Source organism: Rhizobium anhuiense bv. trifolii (assembly GCF_024346605.1).
GTDB classification, from domain to species: Bacteria; Pseudomonadota; Alphaproteobacteria; order Rhizobiales; family Rhizobiaceae; genus Rhizobium; species Rhizobium anhuiense.
In genome coordinates this window covers 1-24,239 of sequence record NZ_CP098804.1, presented here as the reverse complement: position 1 = coordinate 24,239, position 24,239 = coordinate 1, and the positions used below count along the sequence as shown (strand labels likewise).

Sequence of the window (24,239 nt, the reverse complement as noted above, 5' to 3'; positions counted from 1 at the left end):
CAAGTCGTCAAATCTCGGCAGAATGGGAACTCACAGCTCATGAATCATTCCGCTCCGGCTCTGGTCGCTGCGCACGCCAAAGCGCCAAGAAAAGGATGGCTTCGTTACAGCACCTTGAGGAAGCTGGTGCCGTATTTCTACGTGTCGCCCGCCACTCTGCTGCTTGTTCTGCTGATGCTGTTCCCGATGGTGATGGTCTTCAAATATTCGCTGATGGACGGCGCCATCATGAAAAAGGATGCGGCGTTCGCAGGCGTCCAGAACTACCTGACCATCTTCGAGAATCCGGTCTTCTGGCAGTCGGTCGCCCAGACGCTTTATTTTACCATCATGAGCGTCGTCTTCCATTTCATCATCGGCCTGGCCTTCGCGCTGCTGTTGAACACCAACCGCGTCGATCCGCTCATTCGCAGCATCCTGCGCGTGCTCTTCATCCTGCCCTGGCTGTTCACCGCCGTCATCATCGCCATCATCTGGCGCCTGCTGCTCGATCCGAACGGCGTCGTCAACAGCGTGCTGATGGCGCTCCATATCATCAACTTCAAGGTCGAGTGGTTCTCTTCGACGCGCACCGCCATTCATGCATTGACCTTCGCAAACATCTGGGCGGGTTACCCGCTCTACATGGTCAGCCTGCTCGCCGGCCTCCAGGGCATTTCGAAGGAGCTTTACGAGGCAGCCGGTATCGACGGTGCCAACGAACTCGAAAAATTCTGGTACATCACCATTCCGCAATTGATGCCGATCATCATCAGCATCGCGCTTCTCGACTTCATCTGGACGATGCAGGTTTTTCCACTCGTATGGATGACGACGGGCGGCGGTCCGATCTATTCGACGGAAGTGCTCTCGACTTTCACCTACAAGCTCGCCTTCTCCCAGTATGAGTTTTCCCTGGCTTCGGCGAGCGCGATGATCATCCTCATCATTTCGATGAGCGTCACCTACTTCTACATCAAACACCAGCAGCGCAGGTGACCGCCATGGCAAAGCGTTCCTTCAAAAGCTCGGCATTGCCGACCATCCTGACCTATCTCGGCCTGGCGATCGGCCTGGTCTTTTCGACCTTCCCGATCGTCTGGATGTTTTTCAGTTCGCTGAAATCGAATACGGAAATCTTCGCCCTTCCGCCGCGGCTGCTGCCGGATGACTTTACGGTGGCCGCCTATCTGACGATCTTCAACGATCCGGTGAAAGTGCGCTTCTTCATCAACAGCTACTTCGTCGCCGGCGTCGTCACCTGCCTGACCCTGGTTATCGCCATCCTGACCGCCTACGGATTCAGCCGCTATCAGTTCCGCTTCAAGAACACTTTGAACATCTTCATCATCAGCACCCAGACCGTTCCGCCGATCACCCTTCTCATCCCCTATTTCGGCATGGTGGTCGCCTTCAGGATCTTCGATACCTATCTGGCGCTGATCCTGACCTACATGGTCTTCACGCTGCCTTATGCCATCCTGCTAATGACAGGCTATCTCAATACCTTGCCGAAAGAGCTGGACGAGGCCGTCCTTGTCGACGGCGGCTCGAGCTGGACGGCGCTCTGGCGCGTCATCGTTCCGGTCTCCATCCCCGGGATCGTCGCCACGGCGGTCTACACGTTTCTGCTGGCCTGGAACGAATTCCTCTTCGCGCTAACGCTGACGAAATCGATGGATCTCAGAACCGTTCCGATCGGTATCCAGCTTCTGATGGGCCAGCACGCCTTCGAATGGAACGAGATGATGGCGATGAGCGTGCTTGGTTCCCTGCCCCTTCTGGTACTCTACCTGGTTGCCCAACGCTATTTCCTGGCAGGCATGACCGCCGGCTCGGTCAAAAGCTGACGGCTGGTGGCCACGGCTGCGCAGTATGATTTCGCGGAATTATTTCTCTAGAGCCGTCACCCCGCCATGACACGAAGTCGATCGTCGTTCATTCACCTGCGGCTGCTGCTTGCAAGATCGTTCTCGCAATATCAGCAAAACCAAGGCCGGCGGGCTGCAACGAGACCCACTTCGGTGCGTACTGCAATTGCGGAAGGACGGGAATGATATTGTTGACGCCGAAGGAGTTGCGGATAAAGCCGAACATCGGGGCATCGTTTCGAGAGTCGCCGACGAAGGCGGTAACGGCGGGAGTTTCAGCCGGGTCGATACCGAATATCTCGGTTAAGACGCGTTCGCTCATCGACCGCTTGTCGTAATTGCCGATCCACGTGTTGATGTGAATGGAGCTGATCGCAACCGTTCCGCCAATGGCTTTTATGCTGGACGCGAGATCCTCGACCTCATGCGGGTCGTGACCCTGGATATCGATCGCGACGTCCGCCAGCCGGAAGACCTGATCGTGGGCAATTCTGAACGTCTTGCCCCTTCGCGAAACCAGCTCTTTCACTGACTGGAGATGCAGGCGTTGGCGCTCAGCCTGCAGGGTGGCATCTTCCCAATAGTCGAAGACGACTGCGCCGTCCCTACGGGTGACACAATATGCGCCGCTTTCGCCGACGACCGCGGCCACCGGCCAGGCACGAACGATGTGTTCGCACCAACCGGCGGAGCCGCCCGTAACCGGCACGACGGCAATGCCTGCCCGGCTGAGATCCCAGAGAGCTTGGTAGGTTTGCGGAAGTAGCTTGCCTTCGGTGGTCAGGGTATCGTCGATGTCGGTGAACAGGTAGCGCACGTCCCGTAACTCACGAGCTGATGGCGCAAGGTCTACATAGCTCATGCCATATCCTCGCTGCATGTCACCACGTCCAAGCCGCTCTCGGAGAGGGCATTGGTGGCGGCCGCTTCGCCAGGCAGCCGATCCGTATAAAAGCGGGTGAGTTTGCTGAATGGCGCCACACGCACGGAAGCGTTTCGCGTCCACTTGCTGACGTCTGCAGCCAGAATCTGCGTTTGTGAATTCTCAAGGAGGGCATTGGTGATTTGGGCTTCGCTATAGCTGAAATCCATCAGACCGTTGAGCGGGCTTAGAGCGCCTGCGCCGACGACGGCGTAAGTCGCATAGAATTTTTCGACGAACCTGATCACATCCGTGCCCACCACGTCGCGATCGTCGTGACGCAAAAGGCCGCCCGTCAAATGCACCTCGACACTCGGTGCATCGCAAAGGCTCAAGGCGACGTGGATGTTGTTGGTAATCACCGTCAGGCCCTGGTGATCACGCAGCGCCTCGGCAACGAACCGAACCGTGCTGCCGATCCCCAGGAACACTGTCGCGTCGACCCCTATGTCGGCGGCGACGCGCTTGGCGATAAGCCGCTTGGCCCTTCGGTTGAGCTGGGCGCGAGCGTTGAGCGAGATGTTGCTGCCCTCGACCGGCAGGTCGACGCCACCGTGGAAGCGGCGCGCGTGCCCGAGATCGCACAATGCATTGATATCGCGACGGATCGTCTGCGTCGTCAGATCGTACCGACGTGCCAGTTCCTCGATGTACTGAACACCGTCCGTTTCGATCAGCGCAAGGATCTCACGTTGTCGGCTCGATATGATCCGCTGCCCCATCGCCGCTCCTTACGTGAGGTAGACACTGGGGTCGTCTGTTATCACCCCAGTCAAACCCACCTCCCAGAAAGACGCGAGCAGCTTGGGATCATTGCAAGTCCATGCCCGCACCGCGATGCCGCGACGCACGGCCTCCTCGAGAAACCCGACACTCAGAGCCTTGTAGTCGAGATGGATGGTCTTTGCGGGAATTGACCGAAGGATATCCAACCAATCCGCGGGCAGGTTGCTCCACAGCATGGCGAGCTCGTAGCTTGGATCGACTTCGTGCATTCCCTTCAGCGCAGCGGCATCAAAGCTCGAGATCATGATCTTGGTGTGCGCCGCCCGCCCTTTCAAATGTTCATCAACGACTTTGACCAACTGGTCGAGTGATTTGTGATGAGCATGCTGCTTGATCTCGACGTTGGCATTGAGACCGAGTTCGCCCAAGGCGGAAACGACACGGGCCAGCGTCGGCAGCGGTTCGCCTTTGAATTTTGGGCTGAACCACGAGCCAGCGTCGATTCTCGCGAGATCCGACGCGTTGAGGTTGGCCAGATTTCCCTTTGACGAGGAACAGCGGTCGATGGAAACGTCGTGGATCACGACCGGCGTACCGTCGGCAAGAAGTGCAACGTCGAGTTCGACCCATTCCGCGCCCTGGTCCGCGGCCGCTCGAAAGGCAGCAATCGTATTTTCAGGCGCAACGGCAGAAGCGCCTCGATGTGCCTGAACTTCACCGCGTCTCGGCCCGGATCGCGACTCTACGGTCGTCATCGTCTCATCTCTTTCGTCTTCTTCGAAGGTTGGATGGAGAAATAATAAACTGGAGTCAATCTGTGCGTTTTCCCGTATCGCTATTAAAAGGGTGCATCGCGTCAACACGTGCAAAGATGTCGATATTCGCATTCTCGGCAAAGTCCGGACGACCCGGTACGGTCAGGACAACCGTCTGCTGGCCCCCCCCCAATCGCACATGCAGATGGCTTTCTCCCCCGATTGGCTCGAGCAACTCGACGGTTGCGTTGAGACGGACGGAAGGCTCTGCCGGCCTGGCAACAAGTAACGCGTCCGGGCGGAGCCCGACCATGTCGGTACCGGCAGGCAATGCCAGGGTCCCAGCGCCGTCGGCCGCCCTGAGGACGTCGATCGGTACCAGATTCATCGGCGGCGAGCCGATGAAGCCTGCGACAAACAAGCTTGCCGGACGGTCGTAGACTGCCACTGGCGTTCCGACCTGTTCGACAAGTCCGCCGTTCATGACGACCAATCGGTCTGCGAGGGTCATCGCTTCAAGTTGGTCATGGGTGACGTAGATGCTGGTCGTCTTGAGACGCCGTTGCAGCCGACGAATTTCAACTCGCATCTGCACGCGCAATTTGGCATCGAGATTGGACAGCGGCTCATCGAACAGGAAGGCGGCCGGCTCGCGAACGATCGCGCGCCCCATCGCAACCCGCTGGCGCTGCCCGCCGGAGAGTTCGCGAGGTTTACGATCCAACATCGGTCCGATTTCGAGGATCTCGGCGGCTTCCGCCACACGACGGTTGATTTCGGCCCGTTCGGTGCCGCGATTTTTCAAACCATATTCGAGATTTCCGCGTACCGTCATATGCGGATAAAGCGCATAGTTTTGAAAGACCATGGCGATATCGCGGTCGGCCGGCTCTGCCTTATTGACATTGCGGCCCGCAATCTCGACCTGGCCTTCGCTGATCGTTTCCAACCCGGCAATCATGCGAAGCAGGGTGGATTTGCCACAGCCCGAGGGGCCGACGAGGACGATGAGTTCGCCGTCTGCAACGGATAGGTTGATGCCTTTGACAGCTGGAACGGTACCATAATTCTTCTTGACGTCGATGATGTTGATCGTTGCCATTTCATTTCTCCGTTTCGACCAGGCCTTTGACAAAAAGGCGTTGCATGGCGACGATGACGAGGACGGGTGGCAGGGCGGCGAGAATGACCGCTGCCATCACGAGGTTCCAGCGGGGCTCGGCATCGGCAACCGCTGCCATGCGCTGGATTCCCATCACGACTGTGTAGAAGCTCTGGTCGGTCGTTATGATGAGCGGCCAGAGATACTGGTTCCAGCCGAGTACGAAGAGGATGATGAAGAGCGCCGCGATATTGGTGATCGACAACGGCAGCAGAATATCCCGGAAGAACTTCATCGGTCCCGCTCCATCGACGCGGGCGGCCTCCATCAGTTCGTCAGGGACGGTCAGAAAGAACTGACGAAACAGGAAGGTTGCCGTTGCCGAGGCGATCAGCGGGATGATGAGGCCGCTGTAATTGTTCAGCATTCCAAGATCGGCGACGACTTTGTAGGTCGGCACGATACGCACCTCGACCGGCAACATCAGGGTGATGAAGATCATCCAGAATGCCAGGGTCCGGAACGGAAACCGGAAATAGACGATGGCAAAGGCCGAAAGGATCGAGATGACGATCTTGCCGACGGCGACGCCAACCGCCATGATCAACGAGTTGATCATCATCGGCCCGATCGGCGGCGCCCCGGAGCTCGTCATCCCGGATGAGAGCATCGTCGAATAGTTCTCGATGATGTGGCCACCTGGTGTCAGCGGCACGACGCCTGACAAGAAGTCGTTTGGGCCATGGCTTGATGCAATGAAAGCCACGTAGACCGGAAACACCACGATCGTCACGCCAATGATGAGGACAAGGTGCGCCAGGAAATTTAGGAAGGGGCGATTCTCAACCATCCTTGGAATTCCTCAATATTGTACGCGGCGTTCGATAAAACGGAATTGGACGGCCGTCAGAGCGACGACGATCACCATGAGAATGACCGACTGTGCCGCCGACGAGCCCAAATTCAGCCCGATAAACCCGTCGAAATAGACTTTGTAGACAAGGATTTCCGTCGCGCGCGCCGGTCCGCCTTGGGTGGTTGCATGAACGATGCCGAATGTGTCGAACATCGCGTAGACGATATTGATGACGATCAGATAGAAAGTCGTCGGTGAGATCAGCGGGAACACGATCGTCCAGAAACGCTTCATCGGACCGGCTCCGTCGATGGCCCCGGCTTCCTGAAGCGAGCGTGGGACGGATTGCAGCGCAGCCAAGAAGAACAAGAAATTATAGGAAATCTGCTTCCACGTCGCCGCGATCACGATCAGGACCATGGCATCGTCGGGATTGATCAGATGATTCCAATTGATTCCCATTGCCCGCAACATATAGGCGACGATGCCGATCGATGGATTGAACATGAACCACCAAAGAATGCCGGCGATCGCGGGGGCGACGGCATAGGGCCAAATGAGCAAGGTCGAATAGATTCGAGAGGTGCGCAACACGCGCATTGCCGCTGCAGCCAGGAGCAGCGCAATCGACGTTGATAGGACCGTCACGAGTATGGCGAAGATGAGCGTGTGGCCGAAGGCATTGATGTAGATCGGATCGGCAAAGAGCCGACGGTAGTTTTCAAACCAGACGAAGGTCGTTTTGAAACCGAAAGCGTCCTGACGCAGGAAAGATTGCCAGAATGCAGTTCCCGCAGGCCAAAGGAAAAATACCACGGTCACGAAAATTTGGGGAGCGATGAGCAGGTAAGGCAAAAGCTTGTTGGGAAATACGGTCCGTTTGGTTTGCATGGGCCCTCACACTGACGGATGGGAAACGGGGGCCGGTCTTTCACCAGCCCCCGTCACGGAGCCCATTAGTTGGCGGACTGGAAATCGCGAAGCTGTTCGTTGCCTCTTGCGACCACGGAATCAACTGCTTCCTTCGCCGTCTTCTTCTCGCCCAGCAAGGCCGCAAACTCATCGTCGATAATGCCACGCACCTGGACGTAGTTGCCGAAACGGATGCCCTTGGAATTGTCGGTGGGTGTCACCCGCGTCAGTTGCTTGATGCCGATATCTGCTCCGGGGTTCTTCTCGTAATAGCCCTGATCCTGGCCCAGCTTATAGGCAGCCTCCGTTATCGGCAGGTAGCCCGAGAACTGATGCCAATCGGCTTGGACTTCCGGCTTCTGCAGGTAGGTGAAGAACTTCGCGACACCTTTGTACTCCTCTTCCGGGCGACCTTTCAGTGTCCAGAGAGTGGCGCCGCCGATAATCGAGTTGAGCGGCTGCGGAATAACGTCGTCATAGTAGGGAAGCGGCGCAAAACCGACCTTGAAAGCCTTTGCGTTGTTGATGACCCCTGCCCGACCGGCGGACGAATTCATGTACATCGCGCATTCCTGAGAATAGAACATCGGAGGAGCGTTATCGCCGCCGCCAGGTCCTCCAAATTTGAAGAGCCCCTCGTCCTGCCACTTCTTCAGATTGCCCCAATGGCGGATCGTGAGATCATTGTTGAAGGTGAATTCTGCGTCCAAGCCGCCAAAACCGTTGGCCTTGGTGGAATACGGCTTATCGTGCAGGGCATTCAGGTTCTCAGTCTGGATCCAGGAGATCCAGGCGCTGGTGAAACCGCATTTAGCTGCGCCGGACTTCATGATCGTCCGCGAAAAGGCTTCAACGTCCGCCCATGTTTTCGGCGGCGTTTCCGGGTCAAGCCCTGCTTTCTTGAAGATATCCTTGTTGTAATACAGGATCGGCGTCGAGGAATTGAACGGCAAGGACAGAACGTTGCCGCTGGTGTCAGAGTAGTAACCGACGACCGGAGCAATGAATTTGCTCTGGTCCCAGGCCTCACCTTCGTCCTTCATCAACTGGTAAACGGGATAGACCGCACCCTGTGCTGCCATCATGGTGCCGGTACCAACTTCATAGACCTGTACGATTGCGGGCTGCTGGTTGGCGCGGAACGCAGCAATGGCGCCCGTCAGCGTCTCGTCATAGGTGCCCTTGAATACCGGAACGATCTCATAGTCAGATTGAGATGCGTTGAACCCCTTGGCGATCTGTTCAAGCTTCGCGCCATTCTCGCCGCCCATTGCGTGCCACCACTGGATCTTCGTGGCTGCCATTGCCGGAACGGATAACGATAGGCTGGTCAATCCTGCGGACAGGAAAAAAGCGATCTTGTTCATCCTCACTCCCACTTGTTGTCGGTCCGAAGCCTCCCGCTACGAACGTGAGCCCGATGGTAACAGGCGAAGTTCACTTTGCAAGAATGAAATGTTCAAATGAACATTTGCGGCCGGCGATCACCTGCGGACTGGCGCAATGCTGGCGACAGCATCAGGTTCGAGGTGGGCGGTTCTCGGGCCGAGGATATGGGATTGAGGGCCGTGACCCGGCGGCATGGGCTTGGTCGCCTTTGGGTGGCAGCACAAGCGTGATCAAGTGAACACCTCCATGGCGTTCACCATTAACGACGTTGCTGCCTGGATTGTCACAACTCTTCCGGTGTGATCACTTTCATCGTCGCCACCGCCGGGCGCCAATCTTGAAGCACCTTGCAGACTTCGGCTCTGGTCGGCGCGCCGGTGCGACCGCCGAAGACCTGGCACTTGAGCGCCGCCGCCATAGACGACAGGCGCATCGTCTCTTCGATCGGCATGCCTTCCGCGATAGCCAACACGAAAGCGCCATGGAAGATATCCCCGGCTGCAAGCGTATCGACCGCTCTCACCTTTGGAGCGGCAAGATGGCAGACTTCGCCGGTTGCGTCATCGAACCAGAAGCAGCCATTTTCGCCAGCCGTGACGCTGATGAAGGCATGCTCGAACTTTTGCTTCAGCAGGCCGACGACTGTCACCGGGTCGGCCGTTCCCGCAAGCCGCTCAGCGGCTGGTTGCGAGAACACGATATGGCTCGCCGCCGGCGCAAGCATCTCGACCACGCCATCGCCGGCAACGTCGCCATCGAGAATGGCCGGCTTGCCCGCCTCTCTCGCTGCCAACAGCGTCCGCAGCGCAAGCTTCGGCCAGCGGACGTCGACCAGCACCGCGTCGAAGGAGGAAATGTCCTGTTTTGTGACCGGCTTGACCGTCTCGTGCAGGCCAGCATCGTAGAAAGGCACGATCAAGCGTTCGCCCTGATCATCGACAAGGATCGTCGAGACGGCCGAGCGGGCGCCTGCCACACGCACCATACCGCTCGTGTCTATGCCGCTCTCGCCGAGGTCGGCAATGATGCGGTCGCCGGTGGCGTCATCGCCGACCGCGCCCCAAAGGCTGGCATGGCCGCCAAGCCGGGCAACGGCAAAGGCGGCGCTCGATGCCATGCCCTCGGCAATCTGCAGCATATCATAGGGCAGAAATTTGCCCTGGCCGGTCGGTAACGAGCGCACACGAAACAACGTATCCATAACCGCCGCGCCGACGCACAAAACGCGGCGCGCCTGACCGGGAGGCGGGTCGAAGGCAGAAGTCGTCAAAACCGTCGTCTCACCCGCTCACTTGACGGCTCCGGCCGTCAGGCCTGCCACGATCTGCCGTTGCGCAAACACCGTCAAGATCAGCACCGGCAAGGTGACGATCAATGCGGCTGCCGCGAGCGGACCCCAACTGACCTGTTCGAACGAGAGCATGTTGTAGACCGCGACCGGAAGCGTGCGCGTCTCGCGACTGGCGAGCACGATGCCGAAGACGAAATTGTTCCAGGAAAAAATGACCGACAGGATGAAGGCGACGACGATGCCCGGCCTTGCGATCGGCAAGGCGACCAGACGGAAAACCTGCCAGGGTGTCGCGCCGTCGATGCTTGCAGCCTCTTCCAGCTCCATCGGGGTCGTCTCGAAATAGCCGATCATGATCCACACGACGATCGGCACGGTGACCACGAGATGGATGATGATCTGCGGCAAGAGCGTGCCGAGCAGGTTCAGCCATTGGAACAGCAGGAAGAGCGGGATCAGGAAGGAAAGGCCCGGTGTCATGCGCGCGATCATGATGACCATCGCGGACTTCTCCGCCTTCAGCCGGGCGATGCCATATCCGGCGGGCACGCCGATCAGCAGCGCCAGAAGCGTGGCCGCACCCGTCACCAGCACCGAATTCCAGAGATAGAGGAAGAAATTGTTCTCCTCGAAGACTTTCAGATAGTTCGACCAGGCCAAGCGCTCCGGGATGAAGATCGGCGGATAGGCGCCGTTGTCGATTTCATACTTCAGCGACAGCGAGATCATCCAGAGGAAGAACAGGACGACCGGCGAGATCATCACCAGGGCGACGAACAGCAGTCCGATGCGATCGAGCGTCTTGCGCTTCATCAGCGTGCCTCCCCGTCGGACCAGTTCACGCGCTGCCTGAGCATCATAAGGACGAAAGAAAGCAGGACGATGAGGATGAAGAAGACAACCGCCATGGCCGAGCCATAGCCGATATCGTAATAGGCGAAAGCGGTGTTGTAGAGATAGATGTTGATCGTTTCCGACGCCGTGCCGGGGCCGCCTTGGGTCATGGCATAGATGATGTCGAAACTTTTCACTGCATCGATGCTGCGGATGATCACGGCGATCATCAGGAAAGGCGCGATCATCGGCAGCGTCAGATAACGGAATTTCTGCCAGACATTGGCGCCATCGATCTCCGCACTTTCATAAGGTTCGCGCGGAACCGCCGCCAGGCCGCCAAGCACGATCAGCATGATAAGCGGCGTCCATTGCCAGGTCTCGACCAGCACCAGCGACGGGATGACGCTGCTCTGATTGTAGATCCACTCCTGGGGACCGATGCCGATGAGGGAGAGGAGATAGTTGAGAACGCCGAGCTGCGGATGGAACATCATCGTCCAGACGAGTGCGATGGCGACGGGTGTGGCCATCATCGGCATCACGAATATGCCGCGGATGAGACCGCGCAGCGGAAATTGAGCATCGAAGATCAGCGCGGCGAGCGTTCCCAGAAAAAGGGGAACCACTACGGAGAGCGTCGTATAGAGCACCGTATGCCACAGCGACTCCCAAAAGCGCACGTCGCCGGCGAGGCGCACATAATTGTCCCACCCCGCAAAGACCTGCGCTTGGCCGAGCGTCCAGCTGTTGACGCTCATCCACACGGTAAACACCCATGGAAAGACGATCACGGCCGATATGACGATGAGCGCCGGGATGACGAAGGGCCAGTAGTTGGGAGCAAACCGATCCGGTTTGCTCCTTCCTTTCGACGCCTTGGCCGCTGTGGCCGTTTCGATGCTTGCCGAGGCCATTATCCCTCGCTTTTCGCCAGGACGGGTTCGAACTGTGCCGTCGCTGCCTTCAGTTCGGTTTCGGGATCAGCGCCGCCGATCATGTTGGTGAGACCGACGCCATAGATGTCGCGGAACTCGGTGACCGGAATGATGACCGGCAGCGCGAGCTGCGAGATCTTGCCCGAACCGACGACGGCATCAAGCCACGCGCCCGGCATCTTGACGCCTTCGCGAACCTTCGCATCCTCGAGGACGGACTGCCGGAAAGGAACGCCGGCGCCGGCCTGCAGCAGACGGGCGCCCATTTCATGCGAAATCGCCCATTGGCAGAAGAGGTAGGCTGCTTCCTTTTTCTGGCTTGCTGCGACGACGCCAAGGCCGTCGCCGAAGGTGCCTGCGGCCTGTGCCTTCGGGCCTTTCGGCATGATGCCGTAACCGACCTGGCCGACGACGCGCGACTTTTCCGGATTTTCGATCGGCGGTGCAAAACCGACGCCATCAAGCCACATGCCGATCTTGCCCTGCAGGAAGGCCGACTGCGCCTCCGCCCAGTTGAAGCCGGAGACGCCGGGAGGGGCGGTTTTGGTCATCAGTCTCTGGTAAAGCTTGGCCGCATCGATCGCTTCCGGCGATGTCGTGCGCAGCTTGCCGTCAGGGCCGAGCGGGCTCGAACCATAGCCGAGCAGCAGCGACGTCCAGACCGGCGTATTGGCGTTCTTCAGGCCGCGGGCAACGAAGCCATAGGTGTTGGTCGAAGCGTCGGTCAGTGCCTCCGCAGCACTTGCCAGCTCTTCGAAGCTCGAGGGGTAAGCAAGCCCCTTCTTCTCGAACAGCGCCTTGTTCCAGTAGATGATCCAATAATCGACTGAAAAGGGAAGAGAGCGCAGAACACCTCCGGCGTCCTTGGCGAAGGCGAGGCCGGCTTCGGCGAAATCGCCCTCCGTCAGGGACGGGTCGGTCAGCGAAGGGTCCTTGAGGAAACCGCTGATATCGGCAAGCCAGCCGCCCTTTTCGAACTGCCGCTTCTGGACATGGTAGCTCATATGCACGACGTCGAAACTCGGCTTGCCGGAGCTGAGCTCGATCGTCGTCTTCTGGCGCTGCTGCTGTTCGGGCGTCGCTTCGGCATTGACCTTGATGCCGGTGAGCGCCTCGAACTCGGACAGGTACTTCAGCAGTATTTCGCTGCGCGGGCTCTTGACCAGGTTGACTTCGAGCGTCGTGCCGGCAAAACGCTTCCAGTCGACGGCGGCCGATGCGAGCCGCATGCCGAGCATGCTGCTCGCCCCAAAAGCGGCTGTGCCCGCCAGAAAGCCGCGTCTCGTCGGATTCAAAAACGATGACATGTGATTCCTCCTCCTTTTGCCGGCGATCTCCTCACCCCCGGCTGTTTATTTCCGATTATATCCTGAGCGCACGATCTCTTGCATGATTGATGTGTGCGACAAGGCTGTTGACGGCGTCCTCCGCCGATCGTCGTTCGATCGCCTCGAGCACTTTCAGGTGCTCGCCCATGACAGGTCCGACGTGACCTTCGATGCGAAAACGATCCTGACTGATCAGGCGCATCTTGATCGAGTTCACCCGATAGGCGTTCGAAATGATGGAATTTCCCAGGGCATCGATAAAGGCGTCGTGCATACCCCAATCGACGGCCTGCGCGTGCACTTCCAATTCGTGCGATGTATCGCCGCTTCGAATGGCATCGGCGATATCCCGATGCTGCTTCAAAAGCCCGGCGATCGTCTCGTCAGACGCAGAGCGGGTGAAAAGCGCGACGGCCTCCTTCTCCAGGAACACGCGCAGCTGGAAGGCCTCGCGAATGAGGTTGAGGTCGATATGAGCAATCTGCAAACCCCGCTGGGGGACCGTCTTGATCAGCCCTTCGGCTTCGAGCCTCGGGATGAGCTCACGGATGGCGCCGAGCGTCAGTCCCGTCAGCTCGACGAGACGGCGCTGGGAGACGAACTGGCCGGGACGCACGTCACGCGCAAGAAGATGGCGCGTGAAGCTCGCATACGCCTTTTCCCGCAGCGTTGGCTGCTCGTCCGTTTCGTCCATCGCCTCTTCCCGAAACATGTCTGACCTATGCCGCTTTCGACTGGAAAAGACGATCGAAAGCAAGAGCGAGCTGCGCCTGCCCTTCGGCGGATATTGAAGCGAGCGGCGGGCGCACCGCAAGCCAGATCTCTTCGGACGCCACGTGCGCCATCATGGCTTTCACGGCCGGGACAACAGGATATTTGAGCAGCTCGGCCACAAAACCCTCGATGCGGGGATCGTCCTTGCCTTCTTCGGCCATCAGCTTGACGTCGCGGGGCACAAAATTCGCCATGCCGGAGATCGCCCCCTGGCCGCCGAGCCGCACGCCCCTGGCAAGATGCCGTTCATCGCCCACCAGGATAATGAGATCGCCATGCGCCTTGAGCAGGCTTTCGGTATACGGCCAGTCGCCGGAAGAATCCTTGACGCCTGTCACGATATTGGGGAAGGCGGTCCGCAGCCGTCCGATCAGCGACACGGTCAGCGGGACCATGGTGAGCGAGGGAAGATTGTAGACGATGATGTCCCGCGCCTTGTCTCCCAGAATGGCGAAGACGGCCGAAAACCACTGGAAGACACCGTCGTCGCTGACATTCTTGAAATAGGACGGCGGGGCAAGAAGAATATTACGAACGCCCTGGGAAAGAGCATGATCTGCCTGGATCGCCGCATCCTCGGCGGCATCGACCAGCACACCGACGATGATGTTTTTTGCCGCGATCCCCGCATCGAGGAAAGACGCGAGGACGCGGTCACGTTCCCGGCTTCCGATGGAGGAGCCTTCACCCGTCGTTCCGAACAGGGTTACGCTGGAACATCCTGCAGCGAGGCTTCGCCTTGCCTGCACGATCATCGCATCGATCGCAATATCGCCATTGCTGTCAAACGGCGTGGCAAGAGCGACTGACAGGCCGAATTTCTGGGTCAAATATGCTTCCTCCCGATTGTTGAGATTAGATGTAGCAGACTGACATGTTAGCTGTAAAGAGGTGATTGCAGACTCCTCGTTACGCGCGCCACGTCACTTTTCGCAGAGCCGCCGGCCGCCGGAATATGGCTGATAGGTACAGTCGGACGGCCGGAAGGAGCGGTAACTGCGCGAGCAGGCGGTGATGTTACAGGACTGCGGTGCGCCTTGACCATCGCTTGCCGCTTCTGTCGATCGCACGCCATTCAGCGGAGGTTCGGCCGTCGCCTGGCGCATGAAATCCCGCCAAATATGCGCTGGCAGGGCGCCGCCCGTCACCCCCTTCATCGGCGCGTCATCATCATTGCCAACCCAGACACCGACGACAAGCGCTTCCGTGAAGCCGACGAACCAGGCGTCACGATTGTTCTGGCTCGTGCCGGTCTTGCCGGCCGCAAACGTGCCGGGGTCCGCTCCACGCCCAGTACCGCGCTCGACCACCAACTGCAGGAGGCCGAGGAGATCGGACTGGTAGGGCGAAAGATCGACGTTCGGCTTTGATTGTGAGCCAACTCGAAATGTCTTGGGCTGCCCTGCCGCTTGAAAGTCGATGATGCCCCAGGGCTTGACAGGTGCCCTACCGAGTTGGACGGACGCATAGGCGCTGGTGAGGTTAAGCAGATTTACTTCGGATGTCCCAAGCGCCAAAGACGGCGTGTTGGCGAGTGGTGCATCGATGCCGAGTTCACGCGCTGCGGCAATCACATTGTCTAAACCAACCTCTTCGGCAAGCGCGACTGAAGCGGCATTGAGCGATCGCGCGAACGCCTCGGCAAGCGTTACCCAACCGCGATAGTTGCCGCCGGAATTTTCTGGCGACCAGCCAGCGATGTCAATTGGCGCGTCCAGAACCTGGTCAGACAAGGTGAACCCGGCCTTCAGTGCTGCGTAATAGACGAATAGCTTGAAGGTGGAACCCGGCTGGCGCATCGCTGCGACGGCGCGGTTGAACTGGCTTGCCTTGTAGTCGCGCCCGCCAACCATCGCGACGACCGCGCCATCGGGCGTCATCGCAACCAACGCGGCCTGCGATGCTCCAACTGCCTTCCCTTCACCGTCCAAGGCTCCTTTCACGACCCTTTCGGCGATTTGCTGCAATTGTGGCACCATCGTGGTTCGCACCGACGTCGAACCTGGCGAGGAGCCGGCGATTTCGCTCGCTTGCGGCGAAATCCAGTCCGCAAACCAGCTTCCCGAGCGCGGCGTCGGCGTCGTTGGATGCAGCTTGGCAAAGCTCGCCTTGGCCTCCGCCGCCTCTGGCGCGGTGATTTTTTCATTGGTCGCCATCGCATCGAGAACGACCATGCTACGCTGCCGGGCGCCTTCGAAATTGTCGATGGGATTCCATTGACTTGGAGCCCGCAGCAACCCCGCCAGCATCGCCGATTCCGGCAAGTTAAGGGCGTCGATATCCTTGTTGAAATAGATCCGCGCGGCGGCAGGCATGCCTGTCGCGCCAGCGCCAAGATAGACGCTGTTGAGATAGCGCGTCAGGATTTCCCGCTTGCCGAGCTTCCACTCCAGCCAGACTGCGATCACAACCTCCTGTATCTTTCGCTTTATCGTTCGATCGCTGTCCAGATATTGCAGCTTGATGAGTTGCTGGGTGATGGTGCTGCCCCCCTCCACCACCGAGCCAGCCTCCAAATTCCGGAGAAACGCCCTCCCGATCCCTCTCGGATCGACGCCGAAATGGTCCATGAACCGGCGGTCCTCAATCGAAAGGACGGCATCGATCAGATGGGACGGGAACTGGTCGTATTGCGTATATGGCCCTTGATAAGGTCCCTGCCTTACGAGCGGCGCACCGTCAGCGGTTTCCAGCACAACAATCGGCTTCAACGTTCCGTCACGAATCTCGCTCCAGGGCACGTCTTTTAGTGCCCACACCAGCACGCTGCCTATGAGGAGGCACACAAGCAAGGCCCAGCCCATAGCGAATTTCCACCAGTTCGCCGGAAGCCATCGGCGCCGGCGACTTTCGCGCGGCTTGCTATGCCAATGGCGAATGCCGCGCCCGGCTTTGATCGGAGCAGTCGTCATCCATTTGGTGAGAGCCGATGTGCTTCCCAGCCGCATCGACCTCGTCAGCCTCGTTATCAAAAACAAAGCCATCGACTTGATCTTCGCCAGCACAGGACTTGCCTGCAAATCGTGACGCAGCGCACGTAACAGATTGCTCGCGGCCTGGCGAGTTTGGACGAAGGGTCGGTGAGGGAGTTGCGGACTGTCGGCCTGGGTGGTTCTCGGCGAATCCGAGGCGGTCACTTGCGTTGCCGAAACTGCTTGCTGATTGCCACCCGTGCTCGATTTGCCAACGCTTTCGCCTGAGGATTCGGGAGGATTGGGCATCGGTTACCGCCAAAAGGCCAACGTGGCGTGAACTTTATAGCCGAGCGATGCTGCGTGTTCTACCGCAAAAGGCCCCAATCACTCCGAGGCGTTTTGGCCGGAATAAGCCCCTGATCGAACAGGCGTCGTAGACTTTCAATGCGGCGCTTCGTCCAGAGCCGACCTGCTTCTGCCTCAGGCTTACGACCATCACTTGTCTATTTTTTTCAATGCGCTAAATTACAAGAATTAGTTGCATCGGTTTGTCCCCGCTCGATTGGGGCGGATGCTGCAGAAGCGATACCTTCGGATGCCAACATGATCTGGAACCATCGCATCACACGCATTGTTGTCGGCCTGCTGCTGCTGGCACTGGTGACTCTCGTTTCATTGCCGACGATTACCGGCTTTACGAGCCTTGATGGCACGGTCAATGCGCGGTTTGCGGTCGTTAATGCCCCAATCGATGGCACAATTGCGGAAGAATCCCTCAAGGTCGGCAGCCCGGTCAAAGCGGGACAATCCCTCGCAGAAATCAGAAATACGCGCGTCAATCGCGCAATCCTCGCGTCGCTCGAGGCAGATCACAACACGGCGCTCGACCGCGTCGCGGCACTGAAAAAGGAACGGGAGGAACTCTCCGCGCTTCGCGAGGAATTGTCTACCAGATTGGAAGTCTACAAGCAGACCACCATTGCCAATCTCGAACGCGAAGTCGAAATCCTGCGGAAGAAAGTCGAAGTGTCGCAAGCTCAGGATCTGGTCGCCCAGGTCGACTTGAGCCGCCGGATGCAGCTCGAGTCAAAAGGCATTCTCACGCAGAAGCTGGTTGAGGCCGCGCGTGCCGCGGGCGCTGCGACCGGCGGCGAGGTCGAAATCAGCAACCTGACTGTCGATCAATTGCAACAAAGGCTCAATGCGGTCCGCCAGGGTATCTTTGTCTTCGGCGACGGGCAGAATGACGTGCCTTATTCGAGACAGCGTGAAGACGAGGTAGTCGTTCGCATCAATGACTTGAACTCGCGCATAGCGGAAAATGAAACACGAGCCACCGAAGTTCAAAAGCAGCTGGTCAAAGAGGCAAATCGCGTCAGCAGCCTTGAATCCGCAACCGCGATAGCGCCCTTTGACGGCGTTGTTTGGGCGAGGAGTATCGTCAGCGGTTCGAATGTTGTGCTGAATGACGAGTTGATGCGCCTCCTCGACTGTCGAGAGCTGTTTGTGGATATCCTTGTTCCCGAGGTCAATTATGACGAGATCTATCCGGGACTTGTCGCGCAGGTGCGTTTGTTCGGCCGCAGCGATGTCTTCAAGGGCACGGTCATTTCTGTCAGAGGCAGTTCGGCTTCGGTCGAGACCGATTCCTTTGCCGCCACTTTGCCGCCGTCGACTCAGCGCAATGCCCGCATTCGGGTTCGCCTTGATCCATCCTTCATGAACGACGACTTTGCGAACTCCTGCCAAGTGGGGCGCACAGTGCAGGTAAGGTTTTCCAAGCACGGCATCGACGTGTCCAACTGGGTCAAAAGCCTGTGGTTCAGTATCTTGTAGCGCTGGTTCCGACCTTTCTCGTTTTGGCCTTCTTTTGCCTGGGGCCGTTCAATTGGTCGCGCCGTCACACCTGGACACGGGCGGTGACCTGCGCGTTTGTCGCTGCAGTCGCATTGCGATACATGTTCTGGCGCTTGACGGAGACAGTGCTTCCCTATCCCAACAACGGTGCGAGTTTCTACTGGGTTTGGATCCTCTTCGTCGTCGAGATTCTGGCGTGCGTCGAAGTCATCCTTTTTCTGGTATTGATGAGCCGCTACGTCGACCGGAGCGCGGAAGCGGACAGGCTGGCTCGTGGTTTCTTTGCGCGCGACAAGCGTGAGCTGCCGACTGTCGATGTTTTCATTCCAACCTATAACGAGCCACTCGACGTGCTCGAGCGAACCATCATCGGCGCCCGCTCGCTGGATTATCCTCCCGACAAATTGAATGTGTACGTGCTTGACGATCAACGCCGGGACTGGCTGAAGGCCTATTGCGAAGAAAAGAACGTCATCCACGTCATGCGCGGCGACAACAACCACGCCAAAGCGGGCAATATGAACAATGGGCTGAAGGTCAGCTCGGGCGAGTTTATTGCGGTCTTCGACGCCGATTTTGTTCCCTATCGACATTTCCTTCGCCGAACGCTGCCCTTCTTTTGCGACGAAAGCATCGGCATCGTCCAGACGCCTCAACATTTCTTCAACGCCGATCCGGTGCAATCAAACCTCGGCCTGGAGAATATCTGGCCGGACGAGCAGCGTTTGTTCTTCGACGAGATCGCGCCCAGCAGAGACGCCTGGGACGTCAGTTTCTGCTGCGGGTCATGCTCGATTGCCCGCCGCAAGTCCATTGACGCAATAGGAGGATTCCCGACGGAGTCGATCACAGAAGACCTGCTGACAACTCTTTCAATGCTCAACAAAGGCTACAAAACGCGCTACCTGAACGAGCGGCTGTCGATGGGATTGGCTGCCGAAAACCTAACCGGTTATTTTGTGCAGCGCGAACGGTGGTGTCAGGGAGGTATTCAAACCCTTTACCTGCATAATGGCCCGCTGCGTGGCCCCGGATTGACGCTCTTTCAACGGATCATGTTCCTGCCGGCGTCCTGGCTGGTGCAGTATCTGGTCCGCTTCATGATATTGCTCGTCCCCATCGTCTATCTCTGGTTCGGCCTGCTCCCCCTCTATTTCACTGACATAGCCGATTATGTGTCTCATCAGGTGCCGCTGCTGGCAGCGTATTTTCTGCTTATGCTATGGATCACGCCGACGCGCTATCTGCCTGTGATATCAAGCGCCGTCGGGACCTTTGCGACATTCCGCATGTTGCCTACCGTGGTCTCCAGTCTCGTGAGACCATTTGGCAAGCCGTTCAGGGTGACGCCGAAGGGCAGTGGCAACGAGTCGAACCAGTTCGACCGCTACAGCTTCGCCTGGATCGCAAGCATCATCATGATCACCGTCCTTGGTCTGCTGGTCAACATCGTCCCGGAAACGGCGCATGTACAAGGCCAGTTTTCGCCGGTCGCGGCCTGGTGGTCAGGTATCAATATCGTCGTGCTGCTCATCGCATCGCTCATCTGCTTTGAGAAACCCCGACGCTTGTTTCATGCCTTCAAGCTCGATGAACCCGCGATCGTAGACGATGTACCTGGCCAAATCGTAAGTTTGGCCTTGGACAAGGCGGTCGTTGCGGTCCCCACCATGTCCCGATTTCAATCCAAATCCGTCGTGCTTAAACTGCCCGGCTTTGCTCCGTTCAAATCTGAGCTCAGACTGGTCACCCAACGACGCAGGAGCATAAGTCGCGGCGGTGACAAGCAATCTTACTACCTCCACCTGTATTTCGAACTCATTGGCTCTGCTCGCGACAGCATGATCGTGAAGCTCTACACTGGTCAATATTCGCAGGACATTCGCGACATCGATAAAGTCGCGGTCTCTCTTAATCTTCTTCTGCGTTCGTTCGGGCGAACGCGCACGTTGTAGTCGACGGTCAACCTCGGATCGTCCGGCCGGCGTCCTCTCGAGCGTTGCCGCAACAGAGCCGGATTATTCCATCGAAGGGGCGCCAACCAAACCCGCCCTCAGCGGCGGGTTTTTCTTTGCCTTGTTGCCGCTTTGTCAGCGTTGCGGATCATTGTCGTAGCCGCAACTTCCTTACGATCAACCGGCATGTCGCCGCACTCCACTGTTTGCCCGCACCAGCGCCATCAGCATCGGGCCGATAGCAAATTCGCCCCTCTCGGTTCTTCGGGTCAGATCGCGGAGATAACCGCCAGGCGAGTTGATATGCCCTCCCCTTTCCAGGATGCAGGCGATCACGGTTGCGGCATTTTCCGGCCCCATGCCCGAGCAGGCTTCCTCATAGGCCGAGGGGCTGACGCCGAGCATCGAGCGCACGATGACGGCAGCCGACATCAGATCCCGCCAGTTGCCGATCGTTCCACCCGGCCCGTAGTCGAGAATTTGAGGGCAGGCCTGGAGGACGAGGCCAAGCGGGAAGGATTTCAGGCTATGCCCGGCCCCTGGATCTGCCGTGTCTTTCGCCTTGTTGCCCATCCCGCCGGAAGGCTTCGGTTGTTTCAATCTTCGCTCGTCCGGCGCTTCGGCGTTCGGCTCATTATCGGCCACCGCCCTTTCGCCCTGCTTCGTTTCGAAGCTTGGTTCAAGTTCATAAGTGGAGTAGGGATTTGAATTCTGTTTGTGACGCTCAATCTGAAACTCATTGGCGTTTATTTTTTGTGTTTTTATCCGTCTTTCCAATGCGTTGATGATCTCATCGCGCAGTAGTCCCATCTCGTCGAGCAGCGGCGCCAGTGCTTCGGCCGTCGCAACGCGCGGAATTCGGGCAAGGAGCGTGCGGAACATCGCCGAAATTCCCTCCCAGTCACCGGAGACCTCCTCTTCGATGGCTGTCGCGATCAGCTTGGAGATATCGCGCCGGCACACCGTCAGGCGTTCCCTGGTCACCCTGAGCAATTCCCGGTCGGCGACCGCCTGGGCGGCCAGGTTTTCGATTTCAACCGCACGCGCGAGCAGCGGCGCGACGCTGAAGCCGAAGGCCTCACCGACGGCACCTGCTTTGTCGCGGCGCGCATAGCGCTTTCCATTCGGACTGTCCTTGCGCAGGATCAGGCCGGCCTCGACCAGGACGGCAAGATGCCGCCTGAGGGTGGCTGCCGTCATGCCGCGGGCACGCAGCGAAAGCTGCGCATTCGACGGGAAGACGATCAGGCCCTTTTCTTCGGAAATCTCGTCGTCAGGGTAGAAAGTCAGAAGCGCATCGAGCACCGTCAGCGCCCGATCGGTCACGCCGAGCGCCGGCCGCGCCTCGCAGATTGCCCTGAACAGCTTCCACTTGCTGCGCTTCATTCCCGGCTCGATGGTCTCGGCCAGTTGCTGGCTTGCCAGCATGCCAAGCGACATCGGCCGCCGCCCAAAGGGCGTCGTCACATATCCACTCTCCATTTGCCTTCACCTTCGTTCAGGCAAAAGAAAACCATCCACCAATTTGGTGCCTAAGACGCTTGACTGTGATTCGTGGAAATGCGATTCTCGATGTGCTTAAGATCTGAGAAGGGCTTCCACGACGGCGTCGTTGGGGGCCTTTTTCTTTTGCGCGTTACGCTCCTCTGTCCTTGTTGAATTCCTGGAACAGGCCCTTCAGCCTTTCCTGGACGAATTGATCGAAACCGGGTGCGGTCTTGCCGTCGAAGACGAAGGTTGCACCGGATGCTGTCTTTTTGATCACCACCGGCACGCCGCTGACTAGGGTTTTGGCGATCGCCGGCTTCGGCGCTGCCGTCCTCTTCGTTGCCAGAACGAGTGCCCGATGAAACCGCTCGTCGCTTGAGATTTTGCGAGCGTCGTCCGCGGACAACTCCGCGATGATCTTCTCGATGTCGGCGCCTTCCAGCCGCTCGCCCAGCTCCAACCAGCGTCGACGGCCGATATCGGGGGCCGCGCCGATGGCGTTGACGAGCGCCAGGGGGACCTGCCGGATGACGATCAGCATTCTCGACAGCGCCGCCTTATCGACGCCGAGAGCCGCCATGATGACATCGCGGCCAAAGCTGCGTTCCTCCAGCCGCGATGCGAAGAGCGCACGCTCGATATAGGAGAGATTGGTTCGAGCGCTGTTTTCCTGACCCTGGCTGACGACCAACTGACCGTCAGTAAGATCGCGGACGACCGCGCGCACCCTGATGCCGATTTCTCGGGCGGCAGCCAGGCGACGATGGCCGTAGGCAACCTGATAGCGTCCCCTAGTTTCGGGATGCGGACGAACAAGGATCGGAACCTGCTGCCCATGCTCGCGGATCTGCTCGACAAGCTGGGCGAGTTCGGCCGCATCGATCGCCAACCGATCGCTAACGAAGGAAGCGTCGATCAGGCCGGGATCGAGCTCGACGATGGTCTGGCCGGCGGCAAGCTGCCGTTCCAGTTCACTCGCCCGCTCCATTTTCTCGGTAATGTTGCCGAGCGTCTTGGTGATGCCGCCGACCGGCGCCGCACTGCGCTCCTGCGGCACGAATCCGGCGATCGGACGATTGTCGCGCGGCGCGACTGCCTCCACCCTTGCCGGGTTCGGAGCGGAGATTTCGATGAGGTTCTTGCGCGCCATCTCCTATTTCCTTCCCCAGGTCGAGCGAATATGCGCTTCGATCTCGCCATTCACGAGGTTGAGGGACTCCAGAGCCCGGTCATAGGTTCCGCGTGTGAACTGCGACCGCTCGACCTCGTAGAGAGTCTGCTTGGTGACGCCGGCGTCGGCGACCGCCGTCGACTTCACCATGGCATTGTGAAGCATTCGATTGCCGAAGATCGCCCGCATGAAGCCGGTCATCTGACTTTGCGGCCCGTCGTTCGGCTCGAAACGGGTCACGAGATAGCGCATCCAGTCATAGCTGGTGCGACCACCCGCCTTTTCCACGACCGACATCAGCTCACTCGTCATCGTCAGGAACTGCGACATCGACATGACATCCAGCATCTGCGGGTGAACCGTGATCAGGACCGAGGTTGCCGCGCAGAGCGCCGACATCGTCAGGAATCCCAACTGTGGCGGGCAGTCGATGACGACGATGTCGTAAAGGCTTTCGATCTCCGTCAGGACCTCGCCGATGCGGGCAAAGAACATCGTCTCCGCCGTTCCCGAGGCCATCGCCTTCGGTGTCTCGTGCTCGAATTCCATCAGCTCGAGATTGCCCGGAATCAGATGCAGATTGGGCGTGTAGGTGGCGCGCACGATGTCGGCGATCGGACGCGGCTCCTCATATCGGATCGCGCCATATATGGTTTCGCCCTCTCCGACGTCGAACTCCGGCTGATGGCCGAACAAGGCGGACAAGGAAGCCTGCGGATCGAGGTCGACGGCGAGCACGCGGTAGCCCCTGAGCGCCATGAACTGCGCCAGGTGGGCCGCCGTGGTGGTCTTGCCCGAGCCGCCCTTGAAATTCATGACGGAGACGATCTGGAGCTTTTCGCCCGGCCTGCGGGCCGGCACATATTTCGGCGTGCCGTTTCGCTCGTCGAGGACCCGGCGAATCCGATCCATATCCAGGGCACTGTAAAGCCGCCGTCCGTTTGCGAGCGGATCAGGGCCATGGCCATCGGCAGCCACCTGGCGGAGATAGCCTTCGCCAATGCCGATGAAGGCCGCAGCTTCCGCCGGCGAAAATGTTCTGATGGTCTTTTGCGACAGCGGGGGGAAGATTTTTGCCTGATGCTGCTGAAGTTGATAGGATAACTCCTTCGCATCTGTTGCCAGAAGCGACGGGAGATGCTCTTGATCGTCCTGAAGAGCAAGACTCGGCTGCAT

General features: G+C 58.6%; 21 protein-coding genes. 4 read left to right on the top strand and 17 right to left on the bottom strand.

Going from position 1 to position 24,239, the window contains the following annotated elements:
* Positions 1 to 39 precede the first annotated feature (39 nt).
* Positions 40 to 978, top strand: a complete 939-nt coding sequence (locus tag NE851_RS31955; protein WP_028758669.1) for a carbohydrate ABC transporter permease — start codon at positions 40 to 42, stop codon at positions 976 to 978.
* 5 nt (positions 979 to 983) lie between these two features.
* Positions 984 to 1,829, top strand: a complete 846-nt coding sequence (locus NE851_RS31950) for a carbohydrate ABC transporter permease (protein ID WP_028758670.1) — start codon at positions 984 to 986, stop codon at positions 1,827 to 1,829.
* An 88-nt stretch (positions 1,830 to 1,917) separates the two neighbouring features.
* Here the strand turns inward: NE851_RS31950 and NE851_RS31945 are convergent, their stop codons facing one another.
* The 14 genes from NE851_RS31945 to NE851_RS31880 all read right to left on the bottom strand — a co-directional run bounded on the left by NE851_RS31945 (position 1,918) and on the right by NE851_RS31880 (position 16,898).
* Positions 1,918 to 2,712, bottom strand: a complete 795-nt coding sequence (locus NE851_RS31945) for an HAD-IIB family hydrolase (protein ID WP_048338470.1) — start codon at positions 2,710 to 2,712, stop codon at positions 1,918 to 1,920.
* Positions 2,709 to 3,494, bottom strand: coding sequence for a DeoR/GlpR family DNA-binding transcription regulator (locus NE851_RS31940; protein WP_047619028.1), 786 nt, complete (start codon positions 3,492 to 3,494; stop codon positions 2,709 to 2,711). The genes NE851_RS31945 and NE851_RS31940 overlap by 4 nt, the downstream gene beginning before the upstream one ends.
* Positions 3,495 to 3,503: 9 nt before the next feature.
* Complete coding sequence (locus NE851_RS31935; protein ID WP_047619032.1) at positions 3,504 to 4,253, bottom strand: glycerophosphoryl diester phosphodiesterase; 750 nt, start codon at positions 4,251 to 4,253, stop codon at positions 3,504 to 3,506.
* Between the two features lie 55 nt (positions 4,254 to 4,308).
* Positions 4,309 to 5,355, bottom strand: coding sequence for a sn-glycerol-3-phosphate import ATP-binding protein UgpC (locus NE851_RS31930; RefSeq protein WP_047619035.1), 1,047 nt, complete (start codon positions 5,353 to 5,355; stop codon positions 4,309 to 4,311).
* 1 nt (position 5,356) lies between these two features.
* On the bottom strand, positions 5,357 to 6,205 hold the full coding sequence (ugpE, locus tag NE851_RS31925) for a sn-glycerol-3-phosphate ABC transporter permease UgpE (protein WP_028758675.1): 849 nt from the start codon (positions 6,203 to 6,205) through the stop codon (positions 5,357 to 5,359).
* Positions 6,206 to 6,217: 12 nt separating this feature from the next.
* Positions 6,218 to 7,102: a sn-glycerol-3-phosphate ABC transporter permease UgpA gene (gene ugpA / locus NE851_RS31920; RefSeq protein WP_048338469.1), complete on the bottom strand. Its 885-nt coding sequence runs from the start codon at positions 7,100 to 7,102 to the stop codon at positions 6,218 to 6,220.
* Between the two features lie 65 nt (positions 7,103 to 7,167).
* Positions 7,168 to 8,490 (bottom strand): sn-glycerol-3-phosphate ABC transporter substrate-binding protein UgpB, encoded by a 1,323-nt coding sequence (gene ugpB, locus NE851_RS31915; RefSeq protein ID WP_127431104.1) that lies wholly within the window; start codon positions 8,488 to 8,490, stop codon positions 7,168 to 7,170.
* A 305-nt stretch (positions 8,491 to 8,795) separates the two neighbouring features.
* Positions 8,796 to 9,782: a sugar kinase gene (locus NE851_RS31910; RefSeq protein ID WP_047619043.1), complete on the bottom strand. Its 987-nt coding sequence runs from the start codon at positions 9,780 to 9,782 to the stop codon at positions 8,796 to 8,798.
* Between the two features lie 18 nt (positions 9,783 to 9,800).
* Complete coding sequence (locus tag NE851_RS31905; protein ID WP_027664817.1) at positions 9,801 to 10,616, bottom strand: carbohydrate ABC transporter permease; 816 nt, start codon at positions 10,614 to 10,616, stop codon at positions 9,801 to 9,803.
* Positions 10,616 to 11,554, bottom strand: coding sequence for a carbohydrate ABC transporter permease (locus NE851_RS31900; protein ID WP_047619046.1), 939 nt, complete (start codon positions 11,552 to 11,554; stop codon positions 10,616 to 10,618). Before NE851_RS31900 ends, NE851_RS31905 begins: the two co-directional genes overlap by 1 nt.
* Positions 11,554 to 12,882 carry an ABC transporter substrate-binding protein gene (locus tag NE851_RS31895; protein WP_063473716.1) on the bottom strand — a complete coding sequence of 443 codons (1,329 nt, stop codon included), beginning with the start codon at positions 12,880 to 12,882 and terminating at the stop codon, positions 11,554 to 11,556. The genes NE851_RS31900 and NE851_RS31895 overlap by 1 nt, the downstream gene beginning before the upstream one ends.
* A 55-nt stretch (positions 12,883 to 12,937) precedes the next feature.
* Positions 12,938 to 13,615: a GntR family transcriptional regulator gene (locus NE851_RS31890; RefSeq protein ID WP_174824481.1), complete on the bottom strand. Its 678-nt coding sequence runs from the start codon at positions 13,613 to 13,615 to the stop codon at positions 12,938 to 12,940.
* 7 nt (positions 13,616 to 13,622) lie between these two features.
* Positions 13,623 to 14,507, bottom strand: a complete 885-nt coding sequence (locus NE851_RS31885) for a dihydrodipicolinate synthase family protein (protein ID WP_097543795.1) — start codon at positions 14,505 to 14,507, stop codon at positions 13,623 to 13,625.
* A gap of 93 nt (positions 14,508 to 14,600) precedes the next feature.
* Positions 14,601 to 16,898 carry a PBP1A family penicillin-binding protein gene (locus tag NE851_RS31880; RefSeq protein ID WP_097543794.1) on the bottom strand — a complete coding sequence of 766 codons (2,298 nt, stop codon included), beginning with the start codon at positions 16,896 to 16,898 and terminating at the stop codon, positions 14,601 to 14,603.
* A 297-nt stretch (positions 16,899 to 17,195) separates the two neighbouring features.
* Here NE851_RS31880 and NE851_RS31875 point away from each other — a divergent pair, with 297 nt between their 5' ends.
* Both NE851_RS31875 and NE851_RS31870 read left to right on the top strand, forming a co-directional pair.
* The gene (locus tag NE851_RS31875) at positions 17,196 to 18,428 is read left to right on the top strand and encodes an HlyD family secretion protein (protein ID WP_047619055.1); all 1,233 of its coding nucleotides are present in this window, start codon (positions 17,196 to 17,198) and stop codon (positions 18,426 to 18,428) included.
* Positions 18,410 to 20,404, top strand: a complete 1,995-nt coding sequence (locus tag NE851_RS31870) for a glycosyltransferase (protein WP_047619057.1) — start codon at positions 18,410 to 18,412, stop codon at positions 20,402 to 20,404. Before NE851_RS31875 ends, NE851_RS31870 begins: the two co-directional genes overlap by 19 nt.
* Positions 20,405 to 20,581: 177 nt before the next feature.
* Here the strand turns inward: NE851_RS31870 and repC are convergent, their stop codons facing one another.
* From repC to repA, 3 genes are all read right to left on the bottom strand, one after another.
* Positions 20,582 to 21,886, bottom strand: coding sequence for a plasmid replication protein RepC (gene repC, locus NE851_RS31865; protein WP_127431103.1), 1,305 nt, complete (start codon positions 21,884 to 21,886; stop codon positions 20,582 to 20,584).
* 154 nt (positions 21,887 to 22,040) lie between these two features.
* Positions 22,041 to 23,042, bottom strand: a complete 1,002-nt coding sequence (repB, locus tag NE851_RS31860; RefSeq protein WP_127431102.1) for a plasmid partitioning protein RepB — start codon at positions 23,040 to 23,042, stop codon at positions 22,041 to 22,043.
* Between the two features lie 3 nt (positions 23,043 to 23,045).
* Positions 23,046 to 24,239, bottom strand: a complete 1,194-nt coding sequence (gene repA / locus NE851_RS31855) for a plasmid partitioning protein RepA (RefSeq protein ID WP_047619065.1) — start codon at positions 24,237 to 24,239, stop codon at positions 23,046 to 23,048.

What these genes read in the sequence shown, in the direction of transcription:
- NE851_RS31905 (WP_027664817.1), bottom strand. Translation starts at nt 10,616, where the DNA reads ATGAAGCGCAAGACGCTCGATCGCATCGGACTGCTGTTCGTCGCCCTG.
- repC (WP_127431103.1), bottom strand. Translation starts at nt 21,886, where the DNA reads ATGGAGAGTGGATATGTGACGACGCCCTTTGGGCGGCGGCCGATGTCG.
- repA (WP_047619065.1), bottom strand. Translation starts at nt 24,239, where the DNA reads ATGCAGCCGAGTCTTGCTCTTCAGGACGATCAAGAGCATCTCCCGTCG.
- NE851_RS31945 (WP_048338470.1), bottom strand. Translation starts at nt 2,712, where the DNA reads ATGAGCTATGTAGACCTTGCGCCATCAGCTCGTGAGTTACGGGACGTG.
- NE851_RS31940 (WP_047619028.1), bottom strand. Translation starts at nt 3,494, where the DNA reads ATGGGGCAGCGGATCATATCGAGCCGACAACGTGAGATCCTTGCGCTG.
- NE851_RS31875 (WP_047619055.1), top strand. Translation starts at nt 17,196, where the DNA reads ATGATCTGGAACCATCGCATCACACGCATTGTTGTCGGCCTGCTGCTG.
- NE851_RS31890 (WP_174824481.1), bottom strand. Translation starts at nt 13,615, where the DNA reads ATGTTTCGGGAAGAGGCGATGGACGAAACGGACGAGCAGCCAACGCTG.
- NE851_RS31955 (WP_028758669.1), top strand. Translation starts at nt 40, where the DNA reads ATGAATCATTCCGCTCCGGCTCTGGTCGCTGCGCACGCCAAAGCGCCA.
- NE851_RS31930 (WP_047619035.1), bottom strand. Translation starts at nt 5,355, where the DNA reads ATGGCAACGATCAACATCATCGACGTCAAGAAGAATTATGGTACCGTT.
- NE851_RS31895 (WP_063473716.1), bottom strand. Translation starts at nt 12,882, where the DNA reads ATGTCATCGTTTTTGAATCCGACGAGACGCGGCTTTCTGGCGGGCACA.
- NE851_RS31935 (WP_047619032.1), bottom strand. Translation starts at nt 4,253, where the DNA reads ATGACGACCGTAGAGTCGCGATCCGGGCCGAGACGCGGTGAAGTTCAG.
- ugpB (WP_127431104.1), bottom strand. Translation starts at nt 8,490, where the DNA reads ATGAACAAGATCGCTTTTTTCCTGTCCGCAGGATTGACCAGCCTATCG.
- repB (WP_127431102.1), bottom strand. Translation starts at nt 23,042, where the DNA reads ATGGCGCGCAAGAACCTCATCGAAATCTCCGCTCCGAACCCGGCAAGG.
- NE851_RS31950 (WP_028758670.1), top strand. Translation starts at nt 984, where the DNA reads ATGGCAAAGCGTTCCTTCAAAAGCTCGGCATTGCCGACCATCCTGACC.
- ugpE (WP_028758675.1), bottom strand. Translation starts at nt 6,205, where the DNA reads ATGGTTGAGAATCGCCCCTTCCTAAATTTCCTGGCGCACCTTGTCCTC.
- NE851_RS31900 (WP_047619046.1), bottom strand. Translation starts at nt 11,554, where the DNA reads ATGGCCTCGGCAAGCATCGAAACGGCCACAGCGGCCAAGGCGTCGAAA.
- ugpA (WP_048338469.1), bottom strand. Translation starts at nt 7,102, where the DNA reads ATGCAAACCAAACGGACCGTATTTCCCAACAAGCTTTTGCCTTACCTG.
- NE851_RS31880 (WP_097543794.1), bottom strand. Translation starts at nt 16,898, where the DNA reads ATGCCCAATCCTCCCGAATCCTCAGGCGAAAGCGTTGGCAAATCGAGC.